At 69.4% G+C, this 20,590-nt stretch carries 22 protein-coding genes and 1 tRNA gene; 10 read left to right on the top strand and 13 right to left on the bottom strand.

Features of this window, described 5'->3' with window-relative positions:
* The first annotated feature begins 22 nt into the window (after positions 1 to 22).
* Together AC3ERS_RS12600 and menD are read left to right on the top strand one after the other, a co-directional pair.
* The gene (locus AC3ERS_RS12600; RefSeq protein WP_431966847.1) at positions 23 to 469 is read left to right on the top strand and encodes a DUF6918 family protein; all 447 of its coding nucleotides are present in this window, start codon (positions 23 to 25) and stop codon (positions 467 to 469) included.
* A gap of 467 nt (positions 470 to 936) precedes the next feature.
* A complete protein-coding gene (gene menD, locus AC3ERS_RS12595) occupies positions 937 to 2,577 on the top strand; it encodes a 2-succinyl-5-enolpyruvyl-6-hydroxy-3-cyclohexene-1-carboxylic-acid synthase (RefSeq protein ID WP_431966845.1) in 1,641 nt (546 codons plus the stop codon).
* Position 2,578: 1 nt separating this feature from the next.
* Here the strand turns inward: menD and AC3ERS_RS12590 are convergent, their stop codons facing one another.
* The gene (locus tag AC3ERS_RS12590) at positions 2,579 to 2,815 is read right to left on the bottom strand and encodes a hypothetical protein (RefSeq protein ID WP_431966843.1); all 237 of its coding nucleotides are present in this window, start codon (positions 2,813 to 2,815) and stop codon (positions 2,579 to 2,581) included.
* 126 nt (positions 2,816 to 2,941) lie between these two features.
* Positions 2,942 to 3,178 (bottom strand): hypothetical protein, encoded by a 237-nt coding sequence (locus AC3ERS_RS12585; protein ID WP_067791385.1) that lies wholly within the window; start codon positions 3,176 to 3,178, stop codon positions 2,942 to 2,944.
* A gap of 163 nt (positions 3,179 to 3,341) precedes the next feature.
* Between AC3ERS_RS12585 and AC3ERS_RS12580 the strand changes: the two genes are divergently transcribed.
* A complete protein-coding gene (locus tag AC3ERS_RS12580) occupies positions 3,342 to 3,920 on the top strand; it encodes a TIGR03086 family metal-binding protein (protein ID WP_431966841.1) in 579 nt (192 codons plus the stop codon).
* 38 nt (positions 3,921 to 3,958) lie between these two features.
* On the opposite strand, the gene AC3ERS_RS12575 is transcribed toward AC3ERS_RS12580, so the two are convergent.
* Positions 3,959 to 4,591 carry a TetR/AcrR family transcriptional regulator gene (locus tag AC3ERS_RS12575; protein WP_431966839.1) on the bottom strand — a complete coding sequence of 211 codons (633 nt, stop codon included), beginning with the start codon at positions 4,589 to 4,591 and terminating at the stop codon, positions 3,959 to 3,961.
* 114 nt (positions 4,592 to 4,705) lie between these two features.
* Here AC3ERS_RS12575 and AC3ERS_RS12570 point away from each other — a divergent pair, with 114 nt between their 5' ends.
* Positions 4,706 to 5,740, top strand: a complete 1,035-nt coding sequence (locus tag AC3ERS_RS12570; protein WP_431967408.1) for an aldo/keto reductase — start codon at positions 4,706 to 4,708, stop codon at positions 5,738 to 5,740.
* A 41-nt stretch (positions 5,741 to 5,781) separates the two neighbouring features.
* Here AC3ERS_RS12570 and AC3ERS_RS12565 read toward each other — a convergent pair whose 3' ends face one another.
* Together AC3ERS_RS12565 and AC3ERS_RS12560 are read right to left on the bottom strand one after the other, a co-directional pair.
* Positions 5,782 to 10,008: a bifunctional nitrate reductase/sulfite reductase flavoprotein subunit alpha gene (locus AC3ERS_RS12565; protein WP_431966837.1), complete on the bottom strand. Its 4,227-nt coding sequence runs from the start codon at positions 10,006 to 10,008 to the stop codon at positions 5,782 to 5,784.
* 121 nt (positions 10,009 to 10,129) lie between these two features.
* Positions 10,130 to 10,603, bottom strand: coding sequence for a MarR family winged helix-turn-helix transcriptional regulator (locus AC3ERS_RS12560; protein WP_431966835.1), 474 nt, complete (start codon positions 10,601 to 10,603; stop codon positions 10,130 to 10,132).
* A gap of 60 nt (positions 10,604 to 10,663) precedes the next feature.
* Here AC3ERS_RS12560 and AC3ERS_RS12555 point away from each other — a divergent pair, with 60 nt between their 5' ends.
* Positions 10,664 to 11,173: an SgcJ/EcaC family oxidoreductase gene (locus tag AC3ERS_RS12555; protein WP_431966833.1), complete on the top strand. Its 510-nt coding sequence runs from the start codon at positions 10,664 to 10,666 to the stop codon at positions 11,171 to 11,173.
* Positions 11,174 to 11,267: 94 nt separating this feature from the next.
* Here AC3ERS_RS12555 and AC3ERS_RS12550 read toward each other — a convergent pair whose 3' ends face one another.
* The 3 genes from AC3ERS_RS12550 to AC3ERS_RS12540 form a co-directional block, all read right to left on the bottom strand.
* Positions 11,268 to 11,972, bottom strand: a complete 705-nt coding sequence (locus AC3ERS_RS12550) for a demethylmenaquinone methyltransferase (protein WP_431966831.1) — start codon at positions 11,970 to 11,972, stop codon at positions 11,268 to 11,270.
* An 82-nt stretch (positions 11,973 to 12,054) separates the two neighbouring features.
* Positions 12,055 to 13,197 (bottom strand): glycosyltransferase family 4 protein, encoded by a 1,143-nt coding sequence (locus AC3ERS_RS12545; protein ID WP_431966829.1) that lies wholly within the window; start codon positions 13,195 to 13,197, stop codon positions 12,055 to 12,057.
* Between the two features lie 104 nt (positions 13,198 to 13,301).
* On the bottom strand, positions 13,302 to 13,769 hold the full coding sequence (locus AC3ERS_RS12540) for a MarR family winged helix-turn-helix transcriptional regulator (RefSeq protein WP_431966827.1): 468 nt from the start codon (positions 13,767 to 13,769) through the stop codon (positions 13,302 to 13,304).
* 63 nt (positions 13,770 to 13,832) lie between these two features.
* On the opposite strand from AC3ERS_RS12540, the gene AC3ERS_RS12535 reads away from it, so the two are divergent.
* Positions 13,833 to 14,198 carry a cupin domain-containing protein gene (locus tag AC3ERS_RS12535; RefSeq protein ID WP_431966825.1) on the top strand — a complete coding sequence of 122 codons (366 nt, stop codon included), beginning with the start codon at positions 13,833 to 13,835 and terminating at the stop codon, positions 14,196 to 14,198.
* Here AC3ERS_RS12535 and AC3ERS_RS12530 read toward each other — a convergent pair.
* On the bottom strand, positions 14,176 to 14,649 hold the full coding sequence (locus AC3ERS_RS12530; RefSeq protein WP_431966823.1) for a DUF3592 domain-containing protein: 474 nt from the start codon (positions 14,647 to 14,649) through the stop codon (positions 14,176 to 14,178). The two genes, AC3ERS_RS12535 and AC3ERS_RS12530, sit on opposite strands and share 23 nt — an antisense overlap.
* A gap of 40 nt (positions 14,650 to 14,689) precedes the next feature.
* Here AC3ERS_RS12530 and AC3ERS_RS12525 point away from each other — a divergent pair, with 40 nt between their 5' ends.
* Positions 14,690 to 15,196, top strand: coding sequence for a DUF2505 domain-containing protein (locus AC3ERS_RS12525; RefSeq protein ID WP_431966821.1), 507 nt, complete (start codon positions 14,690 to 14,692; stop codon positions 15,194 to 15,196).
* Positions 15,197 to 15,251: 55 nt separating this feature from the next.
* Here AC3ERS_RS12525 and AC3ERS_RS12520 read toward each other — a convergent pair whose 3' ends face one another.
* Genes AC3ERS_RS12520 through AC3ERS_RS12510 form a run of 3 tightly spaced genes read right to left on the bottom strand, consistent with a single transcriptional unit; the run spans position 15,252 to position 17,452 of the window.
* Positions 15,252 to 15,695: a VOC family protein gene (locus AC3ERS_RS12520; RefSeq protein ID WP_431966819.1), complete on the bottom strand. Its 444-nt coding sequence runs from the start codon at positions 15,693 to 15,695 to the stop codon at positions 15,252 to 15,254.
* Between the two features lie 55 nt (positions 15,696 to 15,750).
* Positions 15,751 to 16,170, bottom strand: a complete 420-nt coding sequence (locus AC3ERS_RS12515; protein ID WP_431966817.1) for a helix-turn-helix transcriptional regulator — start codon at positions 16,168 to 16,170, stop codon at positions 15,751 to 15,753.
* Between the two features lie 10 nt (positions 16,171 to 16,180).
* On the bottom strand, positions 16,181 to 17,452 hold the full coding sequence (locus AC3ERS_RS12510) for a geranylgeranyl reductase family protein (protein ID WP_431966815.1): 1,272 nt from the start codon (positions 17,450 to 17,452) through the stop codon (positions 16,181 to 16,183).
* 186 nt (positions 17,453 to 17,638) lie between these two features.
* On the opposite strand from AC3ERS_RS12510, the gene AC3ERS_RS12505 reads away from it, so the two are divergent.
* Both AC3ERS_RS12505 and htpX read left to right on the top strand, forming a co-directional pair.
* Positions 17,639 to 18,661, top strand: a complete 1,023-nt coding sequence (locus AC3ERS_RS12505) for a polyprenyl synthetase family protein (RefSeq protein ID WP_431966813.1) — start codon at positions 17,639 to 17,641, stop codon at positions 18,659 to 18,661.
* Positions 18,662 to 18,771: 110 nt separating this feature from the next.
* The gene (htpX, locus tag AC3ERS_RS12500; RefSeq protein ID WP_431966811.1) at positions 18,772 to 19,650 is read left to right on the top strand and encodes a zinc metalloprotease HtpX; all 879 of its coding nucleotides are present in this window, start codon (positions 18,772 to 18,774) and stop codon (positions 19,648 to 19,650) included.
* Positions 19,651 to 19,749: 99 nt separating this feature from the next.
* On the opposite strand, the gene AC3ERS_RS12495 is transcribed toward htpX, so the two are convergent.
* Positions 19,750 to 20,241: a YajQ family cyclic di-GMP-binding protein gene (locus AC3ERS_RS12495; RefSeq protein WP_431966809.1), complete on the bottom strand. Its 492-nt coding sequence runs from the start codon at positions 20,239 to 20,241 to the stop codon at positions 19,750 to 19,752.
* Between the two features lie 175 nt (positions 20,242 to 20,416).
* Between AC3ERS_RS12495 and AC3ERS_RS12490 the strand changes: the two genes are divergently transcribed.
* Positions 20,417 to 20,499: transfer RNA gene (locus AC3ERS_RS12490), tRNA-Tyr, on the top strand.
* Positions 20,500 to 20,590 lie beyond the last annotated feature (91 nt).

Here is a 20,590-nt window from a genome sequence, read left to right as displayed (position 1 = left end):
TCTATTTCGGAGGAACCTGAAAGTGGTTGCAGCACTGTCTGAATCCCTGCTCGACGACACGAAGCGCTCGGCCTTCCTTGCCGATGCCAAGGAGGTTCTGGACGCCGAGGTGTCGGATAAGGGCGGGGCGTCCGGCCTTGCGGTCAAGGGCGGCTACGCTGCGGTGAAGAAGATCAGCCCGTCCATCGTGCCGGACGCGCTGGAGTCCTTGGCGCCCAAGCTGGTCGAGCAGCTGGAGCCGTTCTGGCAGGAGTACCAGGCCGCGGGTTCGGGCCAGTTCGCCGACCTGCTCGTGTCCAAGTCCGACGAGGTCGCCGAAGCGCTCCTCTCGGTGACCGACGCCCGCGCCGACGCCTCCAGCCGCCCCGCGCTGCAGAAGGTGTACTCCTCGATGCGCTCCTCGGCCAAGAAGAACGTCATCGAGGCCCTCCCGCGCCTCGGCGACCTGGTGCAGCGCCACGCGAACTGATCGCACGCAGCAGACGCACGCCGAGCCCCGGCCGCCCGAGCTCGGCGTGCGACTGTGCTCATCGCGCGGTCACCGCGCATCCAGGTTCGATCCCGCCCTCCCAACCACTCGGAGGGTGAGCCTTACGAGCCACTTTCCGGCAGTCTCGCTTCCAAGTAGCCGAGACACATGCGCCGTGCGTCTGCGCAACCGCTCACATACCCGAGTAGCGCTCTCACACCCGACCCCAGCGCACACCGAATTCCGAACGCTCGATCCCACCCTCCCAACCACCCCCAGGGCGAGTCTTACGAGCCCGTTCGCGGCCGTCTCGCTTCCGAGCGGCCGAAGCGCATGCGACGAAGTCGCGAGTCTCGGCCGCTCGGAAGCGAGACATGAAGGGCCGCGAACCCCGCGCGCCAGCGCGCCAAAGACACTGTGACCAGGGTGACGGAGACGGCGCGGACACTGTCTGAGAGGCTGGAGCCGTGAACCCGTCTACCGCTCAGGCTCGAGTAGTCGTCGACGAACTTGTGCGCGGGGGTGTCCGCGATGTGGTGTTGTGTCCCGGTTCGCGGAACGCTCCGCTGGCCTTCGCGCTCCAGGCCGCCGACGCGGCCGGTCGGTTGCGGCTGCACATGCGCATCGACGAGAGGGCCGCGGGTTTTCTCGCCATCGGTCTGGCGATCGCAGGCAACAATCCGGTTCCTGTGGTGATGACCTCGGGTACCGCGGTGGCGAATCTCGGCCCTGCGGTGCTGGAGGCGAACTACGCGCGGATTCCGTTGATCGTGCTGAGCGCCAATCGGCCCTACGAGATGCTCGGAACCGGCGCCAATCAGACCGTCGAGCAGCTGGGTCTGTTCGGTAGCCAGGTGCGCGCCACCATCAGTCTCGGGCTGGCCGAGGTCGATCACAGTGGCAACGGAAGCGGCCCGTACGGACAGCAGAACAGCGTGTGGCGCTCGGCGGTGTGCCGGGTGCTCGCCGCGGCCCGCGGCACGCGATCGGGCAACGCGGGCCCGGTGCATTTCGACATTCCGCTGCGCGAGCCGCTGGTGCCGGACCCCGTGGCGGCCGCCGGTCCCGAAGGACGCGCAGGCGGGCAGCCGTGGACGGCGACGCAGTACGCGACGCTGGATGTGCCGCTCGACATCGATCTGACCCCGGACACCGTGGTGATCTCCGGGCACGGCGCGGGTCTGCGCCCCGAGTTGGCCGAGCTGCCGACCGTCGCGGAGCCGACCGCGCCCATGCACGGCCCGGCGCTGCACCCGCTCGCCCTGCCGTTGCTGAAGCCGAAGCAGGCCATCATCACCGGTCGCCCGACCTTGCACCGGCAGGTGTCGAAGGTGCTGGCCGATCCGTCCGTCACCGTCTTCGCGTTGACCACCGGCCCGCGCTGGCCCGATGTGTCGGGCAACGTCGTCGGCACCGGCACCCGCGCGATCACCGCGGGAGCGCCGCGCGCGGAGTGGCTCGCGCACTGCCGCGAAGTGAGCGACAACGCCGAGCAGGTGGTGCGCGCCACGCTCGCCGGGCACCCGAAGCCGACCGGCCTGCACGTGGCGGCGGTCGTCATGGACGCACTGCGCGAGGGCGATCAGCTACTGCTCGGCGCATCCAATCCGGTGCGCGACGCGGCCCTGGTCTCGCATCCGCGGCCCGGCATCAAGGTGCTGTCGAACCGCGGTGTGGCGGGCATCGACGGAACTGTGTCGACGGCCGTCGGCGCGGCGTTGGCGCACGGCGGACGCACCGTCGCGCTGATCGGCGATCTGACCTTCCTGCACGACGCCTCGGGCCTGCTGATCGGGCCTGGCGAGCCGCGGCCGGTCGACCTGACGATCGTGGTCGCCAACGACGACGGCGGCGGCATCTTCGAGCTGCTCGAACAGGGCGACCCGCAGTACGCGGGCGTCTTCGAGCGCGTCTTCGGCACGCCGCACGGCATGGATCTGGCCGCGCTGTGCGCCGCGTACCGCATCCCGCACCGGCAGGTGGATTCCCAGCAGCTGGCGGCCGAACTGGCCGGGCACGCGCACGGTCTGCGGGTGCTCGAGGTGGCCACGGAGCGGTCGAGCCTGCGCGAGCTGCACGCCGCGGTGCGGGCCAGGATCGCGACCTAGGCTATTCGGCGTCGCGGTCCTCGTCGTCGATCGGCACGGGAATGGACTGCTCGATGATGTCGGCTTCGTTCGCCTGCCAGACGTCGCGATCGACGGCGTCGCGCGTCGCGCGTTCGACGCCGGTTTCCGCGGCGGCCCGGTCGTCGGTGTCGTCCGTCTGATAGGCGGGCGTGGACTGCTCCACGCGATCGGCCTCCGGGGCGTCGTCCAACGTGCGCGGCGTGCTGCGATCGATCATCGTGTGCTCCTCTCCGCTGGTGCTCTCCCGCAGCGGGTATACCCATTCGAGGAAGCGGACAAAAGTCCAACAGTGTCGAGAATGCTCCGACAGCGAGTTTCCGGCAACCGTCCGCGCCGGATGTCTTCATTCCCCCTCGACGGCCGCGCCCCCGTTCACCGGATGTTCGACCAGCGCCAGCGTGCGCCCGGCCATGAACCGCGCCGTGCGGACGGCGACCCCGGTCCGCGTCACCTCGCTGACTTCGACCACTCCGCGCGCGATGCGCACCTCGACCCGCCGCCCCGCACGGGTCGCGGCGATTTCGTAACTGCGAGAGCCGTCGCCGACGTCGACGACGATCTCCACTCGATCACCCTTCATCCACCAATTCTCCTCTTTTCCAGCACTTTTCGCGGTTACGAGTTGATCGCGGAGGCGTTCGCGGGCCCGTTTCGGCGGCGCAGGATCGCGGCGGGACCGATGAATTCCGCGGCCCCGCACGGTCTCAACTCACGCAGACAACTCGCATCCGGCAGGAGACCCGATGACATCCACGTTCGATTTCGAGCCCGCCGCCACCGCATTGGAGACCGTGGTCGCGGGCATCTCCGACGACCAGCTCGACGCCGCGACGCCGTGCGTGGGCAGCACCGTCGCCGCGCTGCTCGACCACGTGCTCGCGCTGACCGAGGCGTTCCGGCAGGCGGCGACCAAGGAATCCGTCGGCCGCAGCGTCCCGCCCGCCGTCGCGCGGGACTCGAAACTGCCCGAGGACTGGCGTACCCGAATCGCGGCCCAGCTGAAGGAGTTGGTCGCCGCGTGGCGGGAACCGGGCGCGTGGGAAGGCGAGACCGAGGCGGGCGGCGTCCGGGAAGCCGCGATCGTGATGGCCGTGATCGCGCTGGACGAGATCGTCGTGCACGGCTGGGACCTGGCTCGCGCCACCGGCCAGCCGTTCACCTGCGCCGACTCCGACGCCGCGATCTTGTTCGAATTCCTCCGCGAAACGCCGTCGACCGGCACGCCCGGACTCTTCGGTCCGGTTGTCGAGGTCCCCGCCGACGCGTCCGCCCTCGATCGCGTGATCGGCCTGACCGGTCGCGCCCCTAGCTGGTCCGCCTAGGCCGCGTTCCGGAAGTCCGGTCGCACCCAGCGGCGCTGTCAGTCGGTGTCGGCGGACGGCCTCGTGACGAACGTGCCCGCGGCGACGGCGTCCATGGCGGCTCGAACGGCGGTGTCGGCGACGGCCTCGTCGATGGGGTCGCCGCTGGCCAGCAGGCGGTAGTAGAGCGGAGCGGAGACCGCGGAGAGGACCGCGCGCGGATCGGTGCTCTCGGGCGCCTCGCCGCGCGCGATCGCGTCCTCGACGCACGGCGCCCATTCGGTGAGGCGGACGTCGTAGAAGCGCCGCAGCGCCGCCGAGGTGACCGGGTCGCCGGTGGCCGCGGCGATCACGGCCTGGAAGAGGCGGCTCTGGCGCGGGTCGGTCAGCGTCTCGGCGACCAGGCGCGCGTTGGCGGTGAGATCGCCGCGCAGCGAACCGGTGTCGGCGCGCGGCAGCGACTGCTCGGCCATGTCGTCGAGCAGATCGGCGACGAGCCCGGCCGGGGTGCCCCAGCGGCGGTAGACGGTGGTCTTGCCGACGCCCGACGCCGCGGCGATCTCCGCCAGATCCAGTGTCGCGAAACCGCGTTCGGCGAGCAGGTCGCCCGCGGTGCGCAGGACGGCCTCGCGTATGCGCGCGGTGCGCCCACCTGGGCGAACCGAGCCGGGAGCGGGGTCTTCGGAGGTCATAACGGGACTCCAGTTCCATTTGTGCCGAACGGCGTGTACCGTTCGAAGGTGTTAACGGAACTATAGACCCTTTAGGAGGGCGGTCCTGTGAATCTTCGGACTGTGGACACGCAGATGGAGTACCGGCGGCTGGGCGCATCGGGTCTGCTCGTCCCGGCGCTGAGCTTCGGCGCGGGCACCTTCGGCGGTCGCGGCGAACTGTTCGGCGCGTGGGGCGACACCGATGTGGAGCAGGCGCGGCGGCTGATCGATATCAGCCTGGACGCGGGCGTCACGATGTTCGACACGGCCGACGTCTACTCCGACGGCGCCTCGGAGGAAGTCCTGGGCGCGGCCATCAAGGGCAGGCGGGAGCGGCTGCTGCTGTCCACCAAGGCGGGTCTGCCGACCGGGCCGGGACCCAGCGACGCGGGTTCGGGCCGCGCCCGGCTGATCGGCGCGGTCGAAGGCTCGCTGCGCCGCCTCGGCGTCGACCACATCGACCTGTTCCAGCTGCACGCCTTCGACGCGCACACCCCGGTCGAGGAGACGCTCGCCGCACTCGACGACCTGGTGCGCGCGGGCAAGATCCGCTACCTCGGGGCCTCCAACTTCGCGGGCTGGCAGCTGATGAAATCCCTTGCCGCCGCAGATCGCAACGGACTGACCCGCTACGTCGCGCACCAGGTGTACTACTCGCTGGTCGGCCGCGACTACGAGTGGGAGCTGATGCCGCTCGGCCGGGACCAAGGCGTCGGCGCGGTGGTCTGGAGCCCGCTCGGCTGGGGCAGGCTCACCGGCAAGATCCGGCGCGGCCAACCACTTCCGGCGGGCAGCAGGCTGCACCGGACCGCCGAGGCCGGTCCGCCCGTCGACGACGAGCTGCTCTACGACGTGGTCGACGTGCTGGACGAGATCGCCGCCGAGACCGGCAGGACCGTCCCGCAGATCGCGCTCAACTGGCTGCTCACGCGCCCCACCGTGGCGACGGTCATCGTCGGCGCGCGCAACGAGGAACAGTTGCGTCAGAACCTCGGCGCCGTCGGCTGGCGCCTGGACCCGGAGCAGCTCGCCCGCCTGGACAAGGCAGGCGCCGTCACCCCGCCGTACCCCTACTACCCGTACTACCGCCTGCCGGACTTCACCCGGCTCAATCCGCCTGTGGTGTAGCGGGATTCGGCCCGCCTCTGGGCGGGCCGCTCCGCGGTGGCTCAGTACACGTCGCGCACGTAACGCTTTTCGGCGACGAGCTGCTTGCGGAACGCCAGCGCGCCGTCCTCGTCCAGCTTGCCGTGGATACGGGCGATGGCGAGCAGCGTGTCGTCGACGTCCTTGGCCATGCGCGCCGCATCGCCGCACACGTAGAAGTGGGCGCCGTCGCGCAGCCACGACCACAACTCGGCGCCGTGCTCGATCATCCGGTGCTGCACGTAGATCCGCTCCCGCTGGTCGCGGGAGAACGCCAGGTCGAGACGGGTCAGGAAACCGGTGCGGAACATGTCCTCCAGCTCCGCGCGGTAGTAGAAGTTCTGCGCCGCGTGCTGTTCGCCGAAGAACAGCCAGTTGCGGCCCGTCGCGCCCAGCGCCCTGCGCTCGTGCAGGAAGCCGCGGAACGGGGCGATGCCGGTGCCGGGTCCCACCATGATCATCGGCGCCGTCGGGTCGAGCGGCGGCCGGAAATGCGGTGCGCGCTGCAGGAAGATCGGCACGGTGGCGTCGGCGGACTCGTCCGACACCCGGTCGGCGAGGAAGGTGGAACACACTCCGCCGCGCCGGGCGGTCGGGCCGGAGGGCTCGCCGTAGCGCACCACGCCGACCGTCAGCTGCACCTCGTCCGGGCTGACCAGCGGACTCGACGAGATCGAATACTGGCGCGGCTGGAGCTTTTTCAGCGCGCCGAGCCATTCCACCAGATCGGCGCGCACCGGGAAGTCGCGCAGCACGTCGACGCCCTGGCGATCCCACAGATAGCTGTCCAGCTCGTTGCGGTTGTCCCTGCGCAGCAGCTTGGCGAGCTGGTTGCTCGGGTTGCGTTCGCCGATGAAGCCGAGCAGGTCGTGGCTGACCTTGGTGATGTCGTACCGGGTGCGCAGCGCTTCGGTCAGCGGCATCTCCAGGTCGTCCACCTCGATGACGCGCCTGCCGTCCAGGCCCGTGGCGGTGAGCCACTCCTCGACCAGCGACGGACAGTTCGACGGCCACACGCCGAGCGAATCGCCCACCTCGTAGCCCGCGTCCAGGCCTCGCAGATCGAAACCGAACTGGCGCACCTCTTTCGGCGATCCGGCGCGCGAGAGCTGTTCGTTGCGCACGAGCGGTGCGGCCACCGGCGCGTTGCGGGTGAACCGGGCGGGCGCGGCGCGCAGGGAACGTGCCGGAGCCGGGGCATCGGGCCTGGTGAGCACCATGGTGCCGCCGGAACTCGCGGCGCGCACCGGTGGGCGCAGGCCTGAACCACCAGAGGGAGCCGGACCGTCACGGTCGTCGGGGCCGCCGTCGTTCCCGCCGCCGCCGTTGTCGTTCCCGCCGCCGAACGCGCCGAGCACCGCGTCGAGCCAGCGCGCCGCGGGCTCGTCGTAGTCGGGTTCGCAATCCACCCGGGGCAGCAGCCGGGTCGCGCCGCGTTCGGCCAGCTTCTCGTCCAGCTTGCGGCCGTGCCCGCAGAAGTCGTCGTAGGAGGAGTCGCCGAGCGCGAGAACGGCGTAGCGCAGGCCGGTGAGCCGGGTCGCGCTGTCGGTGAGCCTGGCCCAGAAGTCCACGCCGTTGTCCGGCGGACCGCCGTCGCCGAAGGTGCTGCTGATGAACAGGGCGTCGCCGGTGAGCGCGCCGAGATCGTAGGAATCCATCTCGAAAAGCCGCGGCGTGAAGCCGGATTCGGCCAGGCGCTCGGCCGCCGCCGCGGCGAACTCCTCGGCGTTGCCGGTCTGCGAGGCCCACAGCACCGTGACCGGCCGCTGCTCCGCCGGGGGAGCCGGGACCTCGGACGACAGCGCGCCGCGCGAGTACATGCCCGCGAGCAGTCCGTCGATCCAGAGCCTGCTGCGGGTGGACAGCGGCGCGGTCTCCGGCAGCACCGGCTGACCGACCACCGGCAGCGAGTGCAGCGCGGCCAGATACCCGCTGAGGTAGATCTGTTCGGTGTCGGTGAGCGTCGGCGCGACCCCGCTGTCCAGCCCGAGCATCACCGCGAGCGGATGCGCGCCCGCCTGCGACGCGGAAACCCCTTCGGCGACCGGAGTCTCGGCCTGCTTCATCGGCGCGACGCGGCGCAGCGAGACGGCGCACTGCTTGAACTCGGGTTGCAGCGAGGCCGGGTCGACGGCGTCGTTGGTGACGGCGTTGATGGTCAGGTACTCACCCTGTTCGTCGTTCCAATGGAATGGCGCGAAGCAGTCGCCTGGGCGCACCCGGTCGCTGATCTGCACCGGAAGCACGGCTCGGCCACGGCGGGAAGCGATTTCGAGCTGGTCACCAGCGCCGACGCCGAGCCGCTCGGCGTCCTCCGGATGCACCTCGAGGAACGGCTGCCCGGTCAGCTTGGTGAGCTTGGCGATCTTGCCGGTCTTGGTCATGGTGTGCCACTGGTGTTGCAGGCGACCGGTGTTCAGCACGAACGGGTAGTCATCGTCGGGCATTTCCTCCGGCGGCAGGTGCGGGCGCGGCCAGAACATCGCGCGGCGGCTCGCGGTGGCGAAGGCCAGACGCGGGCGGTGGCCCTCGTCGTCGACGAAAAGATCCTGGCTGACGCCGTCGTTCAAGTAGCGGATCGGGTTGCGGCGCTTGCCGGGTTCGGCGCACGGCCACTGCATCGGGCCATCGCGCAGCGCGTCGAAGCTCATGCCGCGCAGGTCGTAGCCGGTCGCCGGATTGGCGAAGCCCTGGATCTCGGCGAAAACCTCGGCGCTGGAAGCGTATTCGAAGCCGGGGAAGCCCATGGCCGTGGCCACCTGCGCGATCAGCAGCCAGTCCGGCCGCGCGTCGCCGACCGGGTCGACCGAGCGCTGCAACAGCGTGACATTGCGTTCGGAGTTCACCATCACCGCGTCGGCCTCGGCCCACAGCGTGGCGGGTAGCAGCAGGTCGGCGTAGGAGTTGGTGGCGGTGTCGGTGTAGGCGTCCTGCGCGATCACCAGCTCGGCGGCTTCGAGGCCCGCGATCACCGTCTTCCGGTTGGCCACGGAGGCAACCGGATTGGTGCAGATGATCCACGCCGCCTTGATCTCGCCCTCGGCCATGCCGCGGAACATCTCGATGGTGCCCGGCCCCGCCTCGGTGCGAATGGTGCCGGGGTGCACGCCCCATGCCGTCTCCACGAAGGTGCGGTCGGCGGGCGAGAGCAGTGAGCGCTGACCGGGCAGGCCGGGGCCCATGTAGCCCATCTCGCGTCCGCCCATGGCATTGGGCTGGCCGGTCAGCGAGAAGGGCCCGCTGCCGGGACGGCAGATGGCCCCGGTGGCCAGGTGCAGGTTGCAGATCGCGTTGGTGTTCCAGGTGCCGTGGGTGGACTGGTTGAGTCCCATCGTCCACAGCGTCATCCACTCGCCTGCCTCGGCGATCCAGCGCGCCGCGGTGCGGATGTCCTGTTCGGCGAGGCCGGTGATCTCGGCGACTTCGGCGGGTGGATAGTCGGTGAGGAAGTCGGGCATGGCGTCCCAGCCCTCGGTGTGCTCGGCGATGAATTCCTTGTCGATGTCGCCGTTGGCGACGAGCAGGTGCAGCAGGCCGTTGAGCAGCGCGAGGTCGGTGCCGGGGCGCAGCTGGAGGTACAGGTCGGCGCGCGCGGCGGTGTCGGTGCGGCGCGGGTCGGCGACGATCAGCTTGGCGCCCGTCTTCAGCCGGTCGGCCATGCGCAGGTAGAGGATCGGATGGCAGTCGGCCATGTTCGCGCCGATGACGAAGAACAGGTCGGCGTGCTCGAAATCGTCGTAGGAGCCGGGCGGCCCGTCGGCGCCTAGCGACTGTTTGTAGCCGGTGCCCGCGCTGGCCATGCACAGTCGCGAGTTGGCCTCGATGTGCACGGTCCGCAGGTAGCCCTTGGCCAGTTTGGTGGCCAAGTACTGCGCTTCCAGCGACATCTGCCCGGAGACGTACAGCGCGATGGCGTCGGGCCCGTGCTCGTCCAGGATCGCGCGCAGCCGATCGGCCGCCTCGCGCACCGCGGCGTCCACGGCGATCGGCGTCGGCTCCTGCCCGCGCTCGGGACGCCGATAGGCGGTGGCCATTCGGCCGGGCGTCCGCATCAGCTCCGCGTGGGTGGCGCCCTTGGTGCAGAGCCTGCCCGCGTTCGCGGGATGCAGCTTGTCGCCGCTGACCTTGGCGATCACCGGCGCCCCTTCGGCGCCCGGCTTGGTCTCGACCGTGATGCCGCAACCCACGCCGCAGTACGAGCACGCCGTTCTGGCGGTGCCCGGCGCGGGGCTGCTGGCTGCGTCCGACATGCCACCGATCATGCGGAACGCCGATTGCGCCGGATTTACCGGACGTTATCGCCAGGTGACAATTCTCCTCACAGCCAACAATCGCGGCTGTGAGCTGTGTCGTCGGTCACGTCGCCGCAGCTCAGCGCGGTTGCTCCGATGTTTCGGCCGTGAGCCGTTCGGTCTCGGCGCGGTGGACGGCGAGTGCGGTGCCGAGGAAGTCGAGGATGAGGTCGAGCTGGTCGGCGTCGTAGCGGCGCAGCGCCTGGGCTCCCGCGATGCCGACGGGTACGAAGATGTCGGCCGCGGCGGCGCGTGCGGCGTCGGTGGCCTCGACGAGCACCCGGCGGCGGCTGGCCGGGTCTTGATTGCGGGTGACGAATCCCGCGCGTTGCAGCCGATCGATGACCGTTGTGGTGGCGCCGGGGCTGAGTTTCAGCTCGGCGCTCAGTTCGCCCGCGGGCAGCGGTCCGCGTCCGAGCACGATGTCCAGGCAGCGCAGATCCGTGCGGTTGAGGCCGAGCCGGGCGGCGGCGGCCTCGTCGAAGGTGTCGAAGCTGCGCTGGAGCAGTCGCAGCTGTTCGCCGACCGCGTCGATCCTCTCATCTTTCGACATTCGAACCTTTCTGTTATCTTATTGTTCGACAGTCAAAACATTAGCACGGAGCAACGCACCATGAACCACACTCTCGATCGCACCGGCGACGACACCCTGATCCGCGACCTGTTCCAGCGCTTCATGCGGGCGTGGACCGACAACGACGCGGCCGCCTTCGGCGCGCTGTTCACCGAGGACTCCGACTACGTCTCCTACGACGGCACCCGCGCCATCGGACGCGCGGAGCATCAGCGCAACCACGACCAGTTGTTCCGCGGCGTGCTCGCGGACTCGGCACTGGTGGGTGACCTCGAATCGATCCGCTACCTCACGCCCGACGTCGCCGTCCTGTACGGCACCGCGTCGGTGCTGATGCCGTGGCGTTCCCGGCTGCCGAAGCGCAGGCTCTCCCGGCAGACCGTCGTCGTGGCGCGCACCCCCGACGGCTGGCGCATCGCCGCCATCCACAACGGACGCGTCCGCCCGGTCACGGTTCCCGCCCCGGAATCCTTCCCCTCGCGGATGTCGCATCTGATGACTCGCGTCGCCCGCCGCCTCGGCCTCGGTCGCCGCCCGGCGGTGGCCTGAAAGTCCCAGGCCGTGGCCTGAAAGCCCCCAGGCCGTGGCCTGAAAGCCCCAGCGCGGCCGGTTCGACGCGGCCGCCCTGGGGAAGATCCGGCGCTCAGCCCAGTTTGTAACCCCGGTGCAGTGCGACGACACCGCCGGTGAGGTTGCGCCACTTGACCGACGACCATCCCGCCTTGGCGATCCGCATGGCCAGCTGCCGCTGGTTCGGCCAGGCCCGAATCGATTCCGCCAGATACACGTACGCGTCGGGGTTGCTGCTGACCGCCCGCGCCACCTGCGGCAGCGCCTTCATCAGGTACTCCATGTACACGGTGCGGAACACCGGCACGATCGGCGTCGAGAACTCGGCGACCACCAGCCGCCCGCCCGGCTTGGTGACGCGCAGCATCTCGCGCAGCGCCAGATCGGGATCGGCGACATTGCGCAGACCGTAGGAGATGGTCACCGCGTCGAAGGAATCGTCGGCGAAGGGCAGCGCCATGGCATCGCCCGCGACCATCGGCACACCGCGGAACCGTCCCGCCGCGAGCATGCCCTTGGAGAAGTCGGCCGCCACGCACCAGGCGCCGGACTTGCCGAATTCCAAGGTGGAGACGCCGGTGCCCGCCGCCAAGTCCAGCACCCGCTCGCCCGGCCGGAGCCCGAGCGCCTTGCGGGTCGCCCAGCGCCAGTAGCGGTCCTGGCCGGCGGAAATGACGGTGTTGGTGAGGTCGTACCGCTTCGCGACCCCGTCGAACATCGACGCGACCTCGCTCGGCCGCTTGTCCAGTGAGGCTCGACCTGCATGCGTATTCGCCACGTCAACGACCTTAAGGGACTGCCCTTTACGGACCCGCGTGTGACCGCTCACAGAGCCGATATTCGCCCGTCGGGCGCCGGGCTCACGCCGTATTCGACAGGCGGAAGTCCTGGCCGGTGACGTCGGTGTAGTGCGCCATCAACTCGTCACAAATGGCAGGCCAGGTTCGGTGCAGTACGGACTTGCGGGCGGCGCTGGCGAAACGGGCGCGCAGTGCCGGGTCGCGCAACGCGGCCACGGCGCTGGGTAGCAGTTCGGTGAAGCGGTCGACCGGAAGCAGATAGCCGTTGCGGCAGTGCGCGATGAGGTCGCGCGGACCGCCCGCGTCGGGCCCGATGACCGGGACGCCGGAGGCGAGCGCCTCCTGCACGCCCTGGCAGAAGGTCTCGTGCTCGCCCGCGTGCACCATCACATCCAGGCTCGCGTACGCCTGCGCGAGTTCGTCGCCGCCCAGTTCGCCGGTGAAGACCGCGCCGGGCATGAGCCGGGCCAGCCGGTCGCGTTCCGGGCCGTCGCCGACGATCACCAGCTGAATGCCGGGGTCGTCGGCCAGTACGGCCAGTCGCTCGACGTGCTTCTCCGGGGCCAGCCGACCCACGAATCCGACCAGCAGCCGCTCGTGTCCGCCCAGCCAGCGTTCGCGCAGGTCCGCGCGGTGGGCCGAGGGGGTGAACCGGCCGATGTCCACGCCGCGGCCCCACCGGTGCACGCGCGGGATGCCGTGCCTGGCCAGGTCTTCCGCGGCCGCGCGCGACGGCGCCAGCGTGCGGGTGGCGCCCTCGTGGATGCGCTTGGTCCAGACCCATGCCGCGCGGCTGGCCAGTCCGAGTCCGTAGCTCTTGGCGAAGCCGGCCACATCGGTCTGATACACCGCGACCGTCGGCAGATCCAGTCGCAGGGCCGCACCGAGCCCGCCCGCGCCGAGCAGGAAGGGGGAGGCCAGATGCACCACGTCGGCGTCGAATTCGGCGATCGCGGCGGTGATACCCGGCTGCGGCAACCCGACCGGCAGCGAGCTGACCTTGGGCACCATCACCGCGGGCACCCGGTGTACCGGGAAACGACCGTGCGCCCATGCGGCGGCGGGCAGGCCGCGCGGTGTGTCGGGTGCGATCACCAGCGCCTCGTGTCCGTGCTTGTCCAGATGATCGAGCACCCGGAGCACCGAGTTGACGACGCCGTTCATGTTCGGCAGGAAGGACTCCGAAACGATGGCTACGCGCACCACCTCAGCGTGACCCGCGCAGCGCGCGCCGCAGCCACGCGGACATGAAGGGCGCGGAAAGTTCCGGCGAACTCCTCGCGCTGTCGCAGACAGTCCCCAGCGCGTCAGATGTGCAGCGCCCGCAGCTGCGGGTCGGCCAGCCGCTCCTCGGTCGCGATCGCACCCAGCGCCGTACGCAGCGTATTCACCGCATCCGCGCCGAGTTCGCGCACGAGGCGCTGCTCCCGGTTCCGGTGGAAGCGCCGCGCGGCGGCGAGTGCGGCGTTGCCGCGTTCGGTGAGGTAGAGGAGTTTGGCGCGGCCGTCGGCCGGATCGGGGCGGCGTTCCACGTACCCGCGCTGCTGCATGTCGTCGACGATCTGTGCGGCGCCCTGCTTGCTGATCGCGAGCCGTTCGGCCAGCTCGCTGACGTTCATCGGCCGTTTCGTCAGGCAGCGGAACACATAGCCGTCGGAACGGCCCGTGTCGTCGAAACCCTGCTCCGCCAAGGACGCTCGCAGTTCGACGACGAACTGCTCCCAGGCGAGGCCGAGCAGGATGCCGAGATCCGGGTCTTGCGGTGTGGATGCCATCCCGTCATGATAGACAAGCCAACTTGATCAAGTTGGCTTGTCTATCTTTTCGTGGGAGTTTCCATGCATGTCATCAAGGCCGCCGAAGCGCAGCGCTTCGAGCTTCCCGGCATCGAGTTCAGCGCCATGGCGGCGCCGAGCCGCGGCTCGGCGGACATCTGTACCTGGCGTCTCACCGTCGCGCCGCACCGCGACAGCGACGACGCGCACGTCCTGGACCGCGACGAGATCTTCCTCGTGCTCTCCGGAGTACTGGAGGTCAGCGGTCAGCGGCTCGCCGTGGGCGATGTCGCCATCGTGCCCGCGGGCGAGCCGATCTCGGTCGCCAACCCGTCCGGCGAACCGGCCGTGGCGCACGTCGCGATCGCCGCCGGATTCCAGGCCACCATGGCCGACGGCAGCAAGCTCAGCCCGCCGTGGGCGCAGTGACCCGCTGCTCGGGCTCGCGCCTGCCCGCGCGGACGATCAACCACAGCGCGGGCAGGGCCAGCGCCCACACCACCACGATCACCGAGAGGGCGGGCTGGATCGCGACCCGGACGTCACGACCCGCCACCCGGACCAGATCGGGATCGCTGCGGCTGTACTCGACGTTGATGCGCTCGCCCGCGGTCAGGTTGGTCGGATACAGCACGCCGACCTTCGGATTGTGCGTCTCGCCGTCGGGCGTGACGTAGATGACCGCCGAGCGCAGCCTGCCCGCCGAGAGCACCTCGCCGGTGGTCACCCCGCGGTCGGAACTGATCAGATAGTCGTTGCGCCAGGCCGCGAGCACCAGCAGCACCATGAGCACACTGACAACAGCCGCGGCGGTGAGTACGCCGATTCTCGCCCGCCGCAGGCGGACGGTCCGCCTTACGGACTGGGTGGTTTCCGACACCGCAACAGGCTACCGATGGACTCGGCTAGCGTGTGCGCCCATGTCCCGAAAATTCAGCTTCACCGTGCCTTACACCGTTCCGGTCGAAGATCTTCACCGGGCACTCACCACCGACGACGTCTGGCGCTCCCGCTTCGCGGGGGCCGAGACCGCGACACTCGAGCTGTCGCATCCGGGCGGCGCGGGCACCATCCGCATTCACATGACCGAAAAGGCTCGTCAGGACAAGATTCCCGGGATCGTACGCAAAGTACTCAAGAACGAACTGGTGCTCTCGCGCACCGACGACTGGCAGGCGTTGGACGGCGAGATCGCCAAGGGCGTCTTCCAGGCCGACACCGCGGGTATCACCACCCGGATGTCGGGCTCCTACGAACTGCGCCCGACCGCCGAAGGCAGCGAGATCGAGGTCGTCGGCTCCGTCGAGGTGAAGGTGACGCTGGTCGGCGGGGCCATCGAGCCGCTGGCCGAGCAGCTGTTCCACCGCGTGCTCAACAGCGAGCGCAAGTTCTTCGAGGAGTGGTTCGGCGCGCAGGCGACCGCCTGACCTATTCCGTCGAGTCGGGCGCCCCGGCGCGGGGCGCCCGACGTTCGTCCGCCCGTCACTGCTCGGTGAAGTTCCGCGGATCGAACTCCTTGTTCTCCACCAGCACCAGCCAGTTGCCCGAGTTGTCCCGGATGATCGCCTCGGTGCCGTACGGACGCTCGGCAGGCGGTTGGATGAACTCGACACCCTTGGCGGTGAGCTCCTCGAAGGTCTTCTGACAGTTCTCCGTCCGCAGACCCAACGCGCCGTGCGTGCCGTTGGCCAGTGCGCGCCGGACCGCCTCGGCCATGTTCTCGTCGAGCGGCGGGCCGGGGATCATCAGCGTGACCTCCAGTTCCCGGTGATCCGGGTGCGCGACGGTCACCCAGCGGAAGCCGTTCTCGCCCATGGTGACGTCGCCGGTCTCCACGAACCCGAGCTTGTCGATGTACCACCGCTTGGCCTCGTCCTGATCGGTGACATAGACGGTGACCAGGGAAATGTTCGTAATCGTCGTCATGCTCCCAGGCTATGAGCGTTGTCGACGCTTCGGCTTCTCCGAAATTGCGGTGTCGTCAGGGACGCTTGCGGTCGGACAGGCCGTGCATGAAGACGTAGCAGCCGGGAATGCGCGGTGCGCCGTCCGCGAATTTCGCCTGATACTCCGACGGCGTGACGCCGACCAGCTGACGGAACTTGGAGCTGAACGAGCCGAGACTGGTGTAGCCGACCATCATGCAGACCTCGGTGACCGTCAGGTTGGTGGCGCGCAGCAGATCCTGGGCGCGCTCGATGCGGCGCTCGGCCAGGTACGCGGCCGGCGTCACGCCGTACACCGCGGCGAAGGCGCGCAAGAAGTGATATTTGGAAACGCCCGCGGCGGCGGCCAATTCGTCGAGATTCAGCGGGTCGGCGTAGTGCCGATCCGCGAGGTCACGCGCCTTGCGCAGGTGCGGGAGCAGGTAGAGCGCGGGCAATCCGCGGGGTTCGCCCATGTGCCCGCGCTCAGGTGAAGGGCGGCAGGTCGTCGTAGCGCATGGATGCCCGGCCCGCCAGACGCCAGGCGCGCGCGGTCATGTCCAGATCCTCGTCGGTGACGAGATTGCCCATCACGCGGACCGCGGTGCGCTGCAAATACTTCGAACGCATCACCGGCGGGCCGCCCGTTGGCACCATGCGCGGATGGGTGGCCAGGCCCGCGATCCGGCGCGCCACCGAGAAGGTGCGGCCGTAGCGGGCGCGGAGCAGATCCGGCCAGAGCCCGGTGAAATCGGGCGCGTCCAGCAGATCGGCGAGCATGTGCCCGCCCTCCAAGCCGTAGTCGATGCCCTCGCCGTTGAGCGGGTTCACGCAGCCTGCGGCGTCGCCGACCAGCACCCAGTTGCGGCCTGCCACGTTCGACACCGCGCCGCCCATCGGCAGCAGCGCCGAAGCCACCGCGCGCAGCTCGCCCTCGAACTGCCACTCCTGATAACGCTGCGAGGTGTAGTGGCGCAGCAGCGGTTTCAGCGCGATGTGGGAGGGCCGCTTCTCGGTGGCCAGCGAGCCGACGCCGATGTTGACCTCGCCGTTGCCCAGCGGGAACACCCAGCCGTAACCGGGCACCAACTGGCCGTCGGCATCGCGCAATTCGAGGTGCGAGGTGATCCACTGGTCATCGCTGCGGCCGGACTTGATGTAGGCGCGCGCCGCGGTGCCGTAGGCGAAACGGCGATGCCAGGTGCGGCCCAGCAGTTTCCCGATGGGCGAGCGCACGCCGTCGGCGACGATCAGGATGTCGCAGGCGATCTCGCGCGCGCCCTCCGCCGTCTGCACCGTCACACCGGCGACCCGGTCGCCCGCCCTGGTGACATCCACCACTTTCATGCCGTCCAGCATCCTTACACCGGACTTCACCGCCGTCTCGCGCAGCTTGTCGTCGAGTTCGGTTCGCGCGACAGCGCTTCCGTAGCTCGGAAACGAGCCGCCGGGCCAGGTGAGCAGGGCTTCCCTGCCGAAGCCGGTCATGCGAAGGCCGTGGTGGACGGTGTGCGCGCGCAGCCACTCGCCGAGCCCGAGGTGTTCCAGCTCTTTGGTTGCCCGCGGTGTCAAGCCGTCGCCGCAGGTCTTGTCCCTGGGGAAGACCGCGGCATCGGTGAGCAGTACGTCGCGGCCCGCGCGCGCGGCCCAGGCGGCCGCGGCGGAACCGGCCGGACCAGCGCCGACGACCAGGACCTCGGCGCGATCGGGCAGCGGGTTCTCCGCGCGGTCGTCGGCTGTGACATCCGGTGCACCCATGCGCTCAATACTTGCAGGACAGCCGGATCGGTGTCGACGCCGGACCACTCGCCGGGCGGCGTACCCGGCCGAGCCGTCGTGTGGAAAAGTGTCTGATACACCGCATAGTGACGGTGTTCATGGGCCACGCGGGTCGGACACGCTAGGTTCTCTACCGTGGGGTCGGACGCGGCGCTGGGAGATGAGATGAGCACATCGGCTGTTAGTGATGAGAGCACGGTGGTCGCCGGGGTCGAACTCGGTGACCCCGAGCTCGCGGCGAGCGTGCGCAACGGCCTGGAAGAGGTCGAGAAACTCCTGATCGCCGAGCTCTCCGACGGCGAGGACTTCCTCCAGGACGCCGCACTACATCTGGCACGGGCGGGCGGCAAGCGGTTCCGGCCGCTGTTCACCATCCTCACGGGTCAGCTCGGTCCGCGCCCGACCGATCCCGATCTGATCACCGCGGGCACCGTGGTCGAACTCGTGCACCTGGCGACGCTGTACCACGACGACGTGATGGACGAGGCCCCGATGCGCCGCGGCGCGCCGAGCGTGAACTCGCGCTGGGGCAACAACGTCGCGATCCTGGCGGGCGACTACCTGTTCGCGCACGCGTCCAGGCTCACCTCGACGCTCGGCCCCGACGCGGTCCGCATCATCGCCGAGACCTTCGCCGAACTGGTCACCGGCCAGATGCGCGAGACCGTCGGCGCGCGCGAATCGCAGGACCCGGTCGAGCACTACCTGCGGGTCGTGTGGGAGAAGACCGGCTCGCTGATCGCCGCGGCCGGACGCTTCGGCGGCACCTTCTCCGGCGCGGGCCCCGAGCACATCGAGCGGCTGGCCCGGCTCGGCGACGCGGTCGGCACCGCCTTCCAGATCTCCGACGACATCATCGATATCTCCTCGGCTTCCGAGCAATCCGGCAAGACCCCTGGCACCGACCTGCGCGAAGGCGTGCACACCCTGCCGGTGCTGTACGCGCTGCGCGACGAAGGCGCCGAGGGCGACCGGCTGCGCACGCTGCTGGCGCGTCCGCTGGAGACCGACGACGAGGTCGACGAGGCGCTGGCGCTGCTCGCCCGCTCGCGCGGCATGGTGCTCGCCAAGGAGAAGTTGCAGGGCTACGCCGACCTGGCGCACGCTGAGCTGTCCGCGCTGCCCGCCGGCCCGGCCAACGACGCGCTCGAACAGCTCGTCCGCTACACCATCGAACGCGTCGGGTGAATGGACGCGCCGTCGCGGCGCCTCCGACTCGTTCAGGAACTTTGGCCCCGGCGCCGATCGTTGATCAGGCGTAACGCACTCGACGGACGGGGGAGTGGGCAAGGAGACGTATGCACGGGCACGGGTATGCGAACGGGTTCAAGACTTTCGGTCTGATGGTCGGGCTCTCGGCCATCATCGTGTTCGCCGGGGCTATGTTCCGCAGCCCGACGATCCTGGTCATTTCCATCCTGCTGGCCGTAGGCATGAACGCCTGGGCCTACTTCAACAGCGACAAGCTCGCGCTGAAGGCGATGCACGCGCAGCCGGTCAGTGAGCTGGAAGCGCCGGTCATCTACCGGATCGTGCGGGAACTGGCGACGGCGGCGCGGCAGCCGATGCCGCGGCTCTACATCAGTCCGACCAACGCGCCGAACGCCTTCGCCACCGGCCGCAACCCGCGGCACGCCGCGGTCTGCTGTACCAGCGGCATCCTGCAGATCCTCGACGAGCGCGAACTGCGCGCGGTGCTCGGTCACGAGCTCTCGCACGTCTACAACCGCGACATCCTCATCTCGTCCATCGCGGGCGCGCTGGCCGCGGTCATCTCCGGCCTGGCCAACCTGGCCTTCTTCGCGTCGGCCTTCGGCGGCCGCGGCAACGGCGGCCCCAACATCCTCGGTGTGTTGTTGGTCTCGCTGCTCGGCCCGATCGCGGCCACCCTGATCAAGCTCGCCGTCTCCCGTTCCCGTGAGTACCAGGCCGATCAGTCCGGCGCCGAACTCACCGGCGACCCGCTGGCGCTCGCCTCGGCCCTGCGGAAACTGGAACGCGGCGTACAGGCCGCTCCGCTGCCCCCTGAGCCGCAGTTGACGGCCCAGTCGCACCTGATGATCGCCAACCCGTTCCGTGCCGGTGAGCGGGCCGCGCGGTGGTTCTCCACGCACCCGCCGATGGCCGATCGGATAGCCCGGCTCGAGGAGATGGCGGGCGGTCCGCGCAACTACTGAGCGAGCGAGCCCGCCGGCCGGATGACTGGCGGGCTCGGTTCGTATCGCGCCGAGTCGGCGTTGGGCTGTGTGGCAACGAAAGGCGTTGCGGCGCAACCGCTATCGGTAGTTGACGAACTGAAGCGCGATCTCGAAATCCTCGCCCTTCAGCAGTGCGATCACGGCCTGCAGATCGTCGCGCTTCTTGCTGCTCACCCGTAGCTCGTCGCCCTGAATCTGCGCCTTCACGCCCTTCGGGCCCTCGTCGCGGATCTTCTTCGAGATCTTCTTCGCCTTCTCGGCATCGATGCCCTGCACCAGACTGCCGGTGATCTTGTAGGTCTTGCCGGACGCCACCGGCTCGCCCGCGTCGAACGCCTTCAGCGAGATGTCCCGCCGGATCAGCTTCTCCTTGAACACCTCGAGCGCGGCCTTCACGCGCTCCTCGGCCTCCGCCGTCAGCACGATCTTGTCCTCGCCGGACCACTCGATCTTCGCGCCGGTGCCACGGAAGTCGTAGCGGGTGTTCAGCTCCTTCTCCGCCTGATGCAGAGCGTTGTCGACCTCCTGCCGGTCGACCTTGCTGACGACATCGAAAGACGAATCGGCCACACTGCGCTCCTGTTCCTGACGGTCCGACGGGCTCACGTACACCGGGTGCAACCGGCATCGTAGTTCTACCCGGAAGACCGACCGTAGTCTCGCCGCAGGGCCGTTGGCCAGCCGGTTTGCATTACACACCGGGGTTCGTTGTATTCTGCTCTGCGCGCCGAGAAAGCGCACGTAAGGCAGGTTGCCCGAGCGGCCAATGGGAGCAGACTGTAAATCTGTCGGTGAAAGCCTACGTAGGTTCGAATCCTACACCTGCCACTCCGCTCACAAGCGAGCCTCACATGCAGAAAGCGCATGTGGGGCTCGCTTCGTATTTCCTTGTGGGGGTGCAACCCCCACGCCCCGCCCG

Source organism: Nocardia sp. bgisy134 (assembly GCF_057708325.1).
The sequence above is the reverse complement of the archived record's forward strand: the minus strand, read 5'-3'. Positions and strand labels throughout refer to the sequence as shown.

Excerpts from the sequence above, each read along its gene's own strand:
- AC3ERS_RS12590 (WP_431966843.1), bottom strand. The coding sequence starts at position 2,815 with ATGATCGATCGCAGCACGCCGCGCACGTTGGACGACGCCCCGGAGGCC.
- AC3ERS_RS12585 (WP_067791385.1), bottom strand. The coding sequence starts at position 3,178 with ATGAAGGGTGATCGAGTGGAGATCGTCGTCGACGTCGGCGACGGCTCT.
- AC3ERS_RS12580 (WP_431966841.1), top strand. The coding sequence starts at position 3,342 with ATGACATCCACGTTCGATTTCGAGCCCGCCGCCACCGCATTGGAGACC.
- AC3ERS_RS12575 (WP_431966839.1), bottom strand. The coding sequence starts at position 4,591 with ATGACCTCCGAAGACCCCGCTCCCGGCTCGGTTCGCCCAGGTGGGCGC.
- AC3ERS_RS12570 (WP_431967408.1), top strand. The coding sequence starts at position 4,706 with ATGGAGTACCGGCGGCTGGGCGCATCGGGTCTGCTCGTCCCGGCGCTG.
- AC3ERS_RS12565 (WP_431966837.1), bottom strand. The coding sequence starts at position 10,008 with ATGTCGGACGCAGCCAGCAGCCCCGCGCCGGGCACCGCCAGAACGGCG.
- AC3ERS_RS12560 (WP_431966835.1), bottom strand. The coding sequence starts at position 10,603 with ATGTCGAAAGATGAGAGGATCGACGCGGTCGGCGAACAGCTGCGACTG.
- AC3ERS_RS12555 (WP_431966833.1), top strand. The coding sequence starts at position 10,664 with ATGAACCACACTCTCGATCGCACCGGCGACGACACCCTGATCCGCGAC.
- AC3ERS_RS12540 (WP_431966827.1), bottom strand. The coding sequence starts at position 13,769 with ATGGCATCCACACCGCAAGACCCGGATCTCGGCATCCTGCTCGGCCTC.
- AC3ERS_RS12535 (WP_431966825.1), top strand. The coding sequence starts at position 13,833 with ATGCATGTCATCAAGGCCGCCGAAGCGCAGCGCTTCGAGCTTCCCGGC.
- AC3ERS_RS12525 (WP_431966821.1), top strand. The coding sequence starts at position 14,690 with ATGTCCCGAAAATTCAGCTTCACCGTGCCTTACACCGTTCCGGTCGAA.
- AC3ERS_RS12520 (WP_431966819.1), bottom strand. The coding sequence starts at position 15,695 with ATGACGACGATTACGAACATTTCCCTGGTCACCGTCTATGTCACCGAT.
- AC3ERS_RS12515 (WP_431966817.1), bottom strand. The coding sequence starts at position 16,170 with ATGGGCGAACCCCGCGGATTGCCCGCGCTCTACCTGCTCCCGCACCTG.
- AC3ERS_RS12510 (WP_431966815.1), bottom strand. The coding sequence starts at position 17,452 with ATGGGTGCACCGGATGTCACAGCCGACGACCGCGCGGAGAACCCGCTG.
- AC3ERS_RS12505 (WP_431966813.1), top strand. The coding sequence starts at position 17,639 with ATGAGCACATCGGCTGTTAGTGATGAGAGCACGGTGGTCGCCGGGGTC.
- htpX (WP_431966811.1), top strand. The coding sequence starts at position 18,772 with ATGCACGGGCACGGGTATGCGAACGGGTTCAAGACTTTCGGTCTGATG.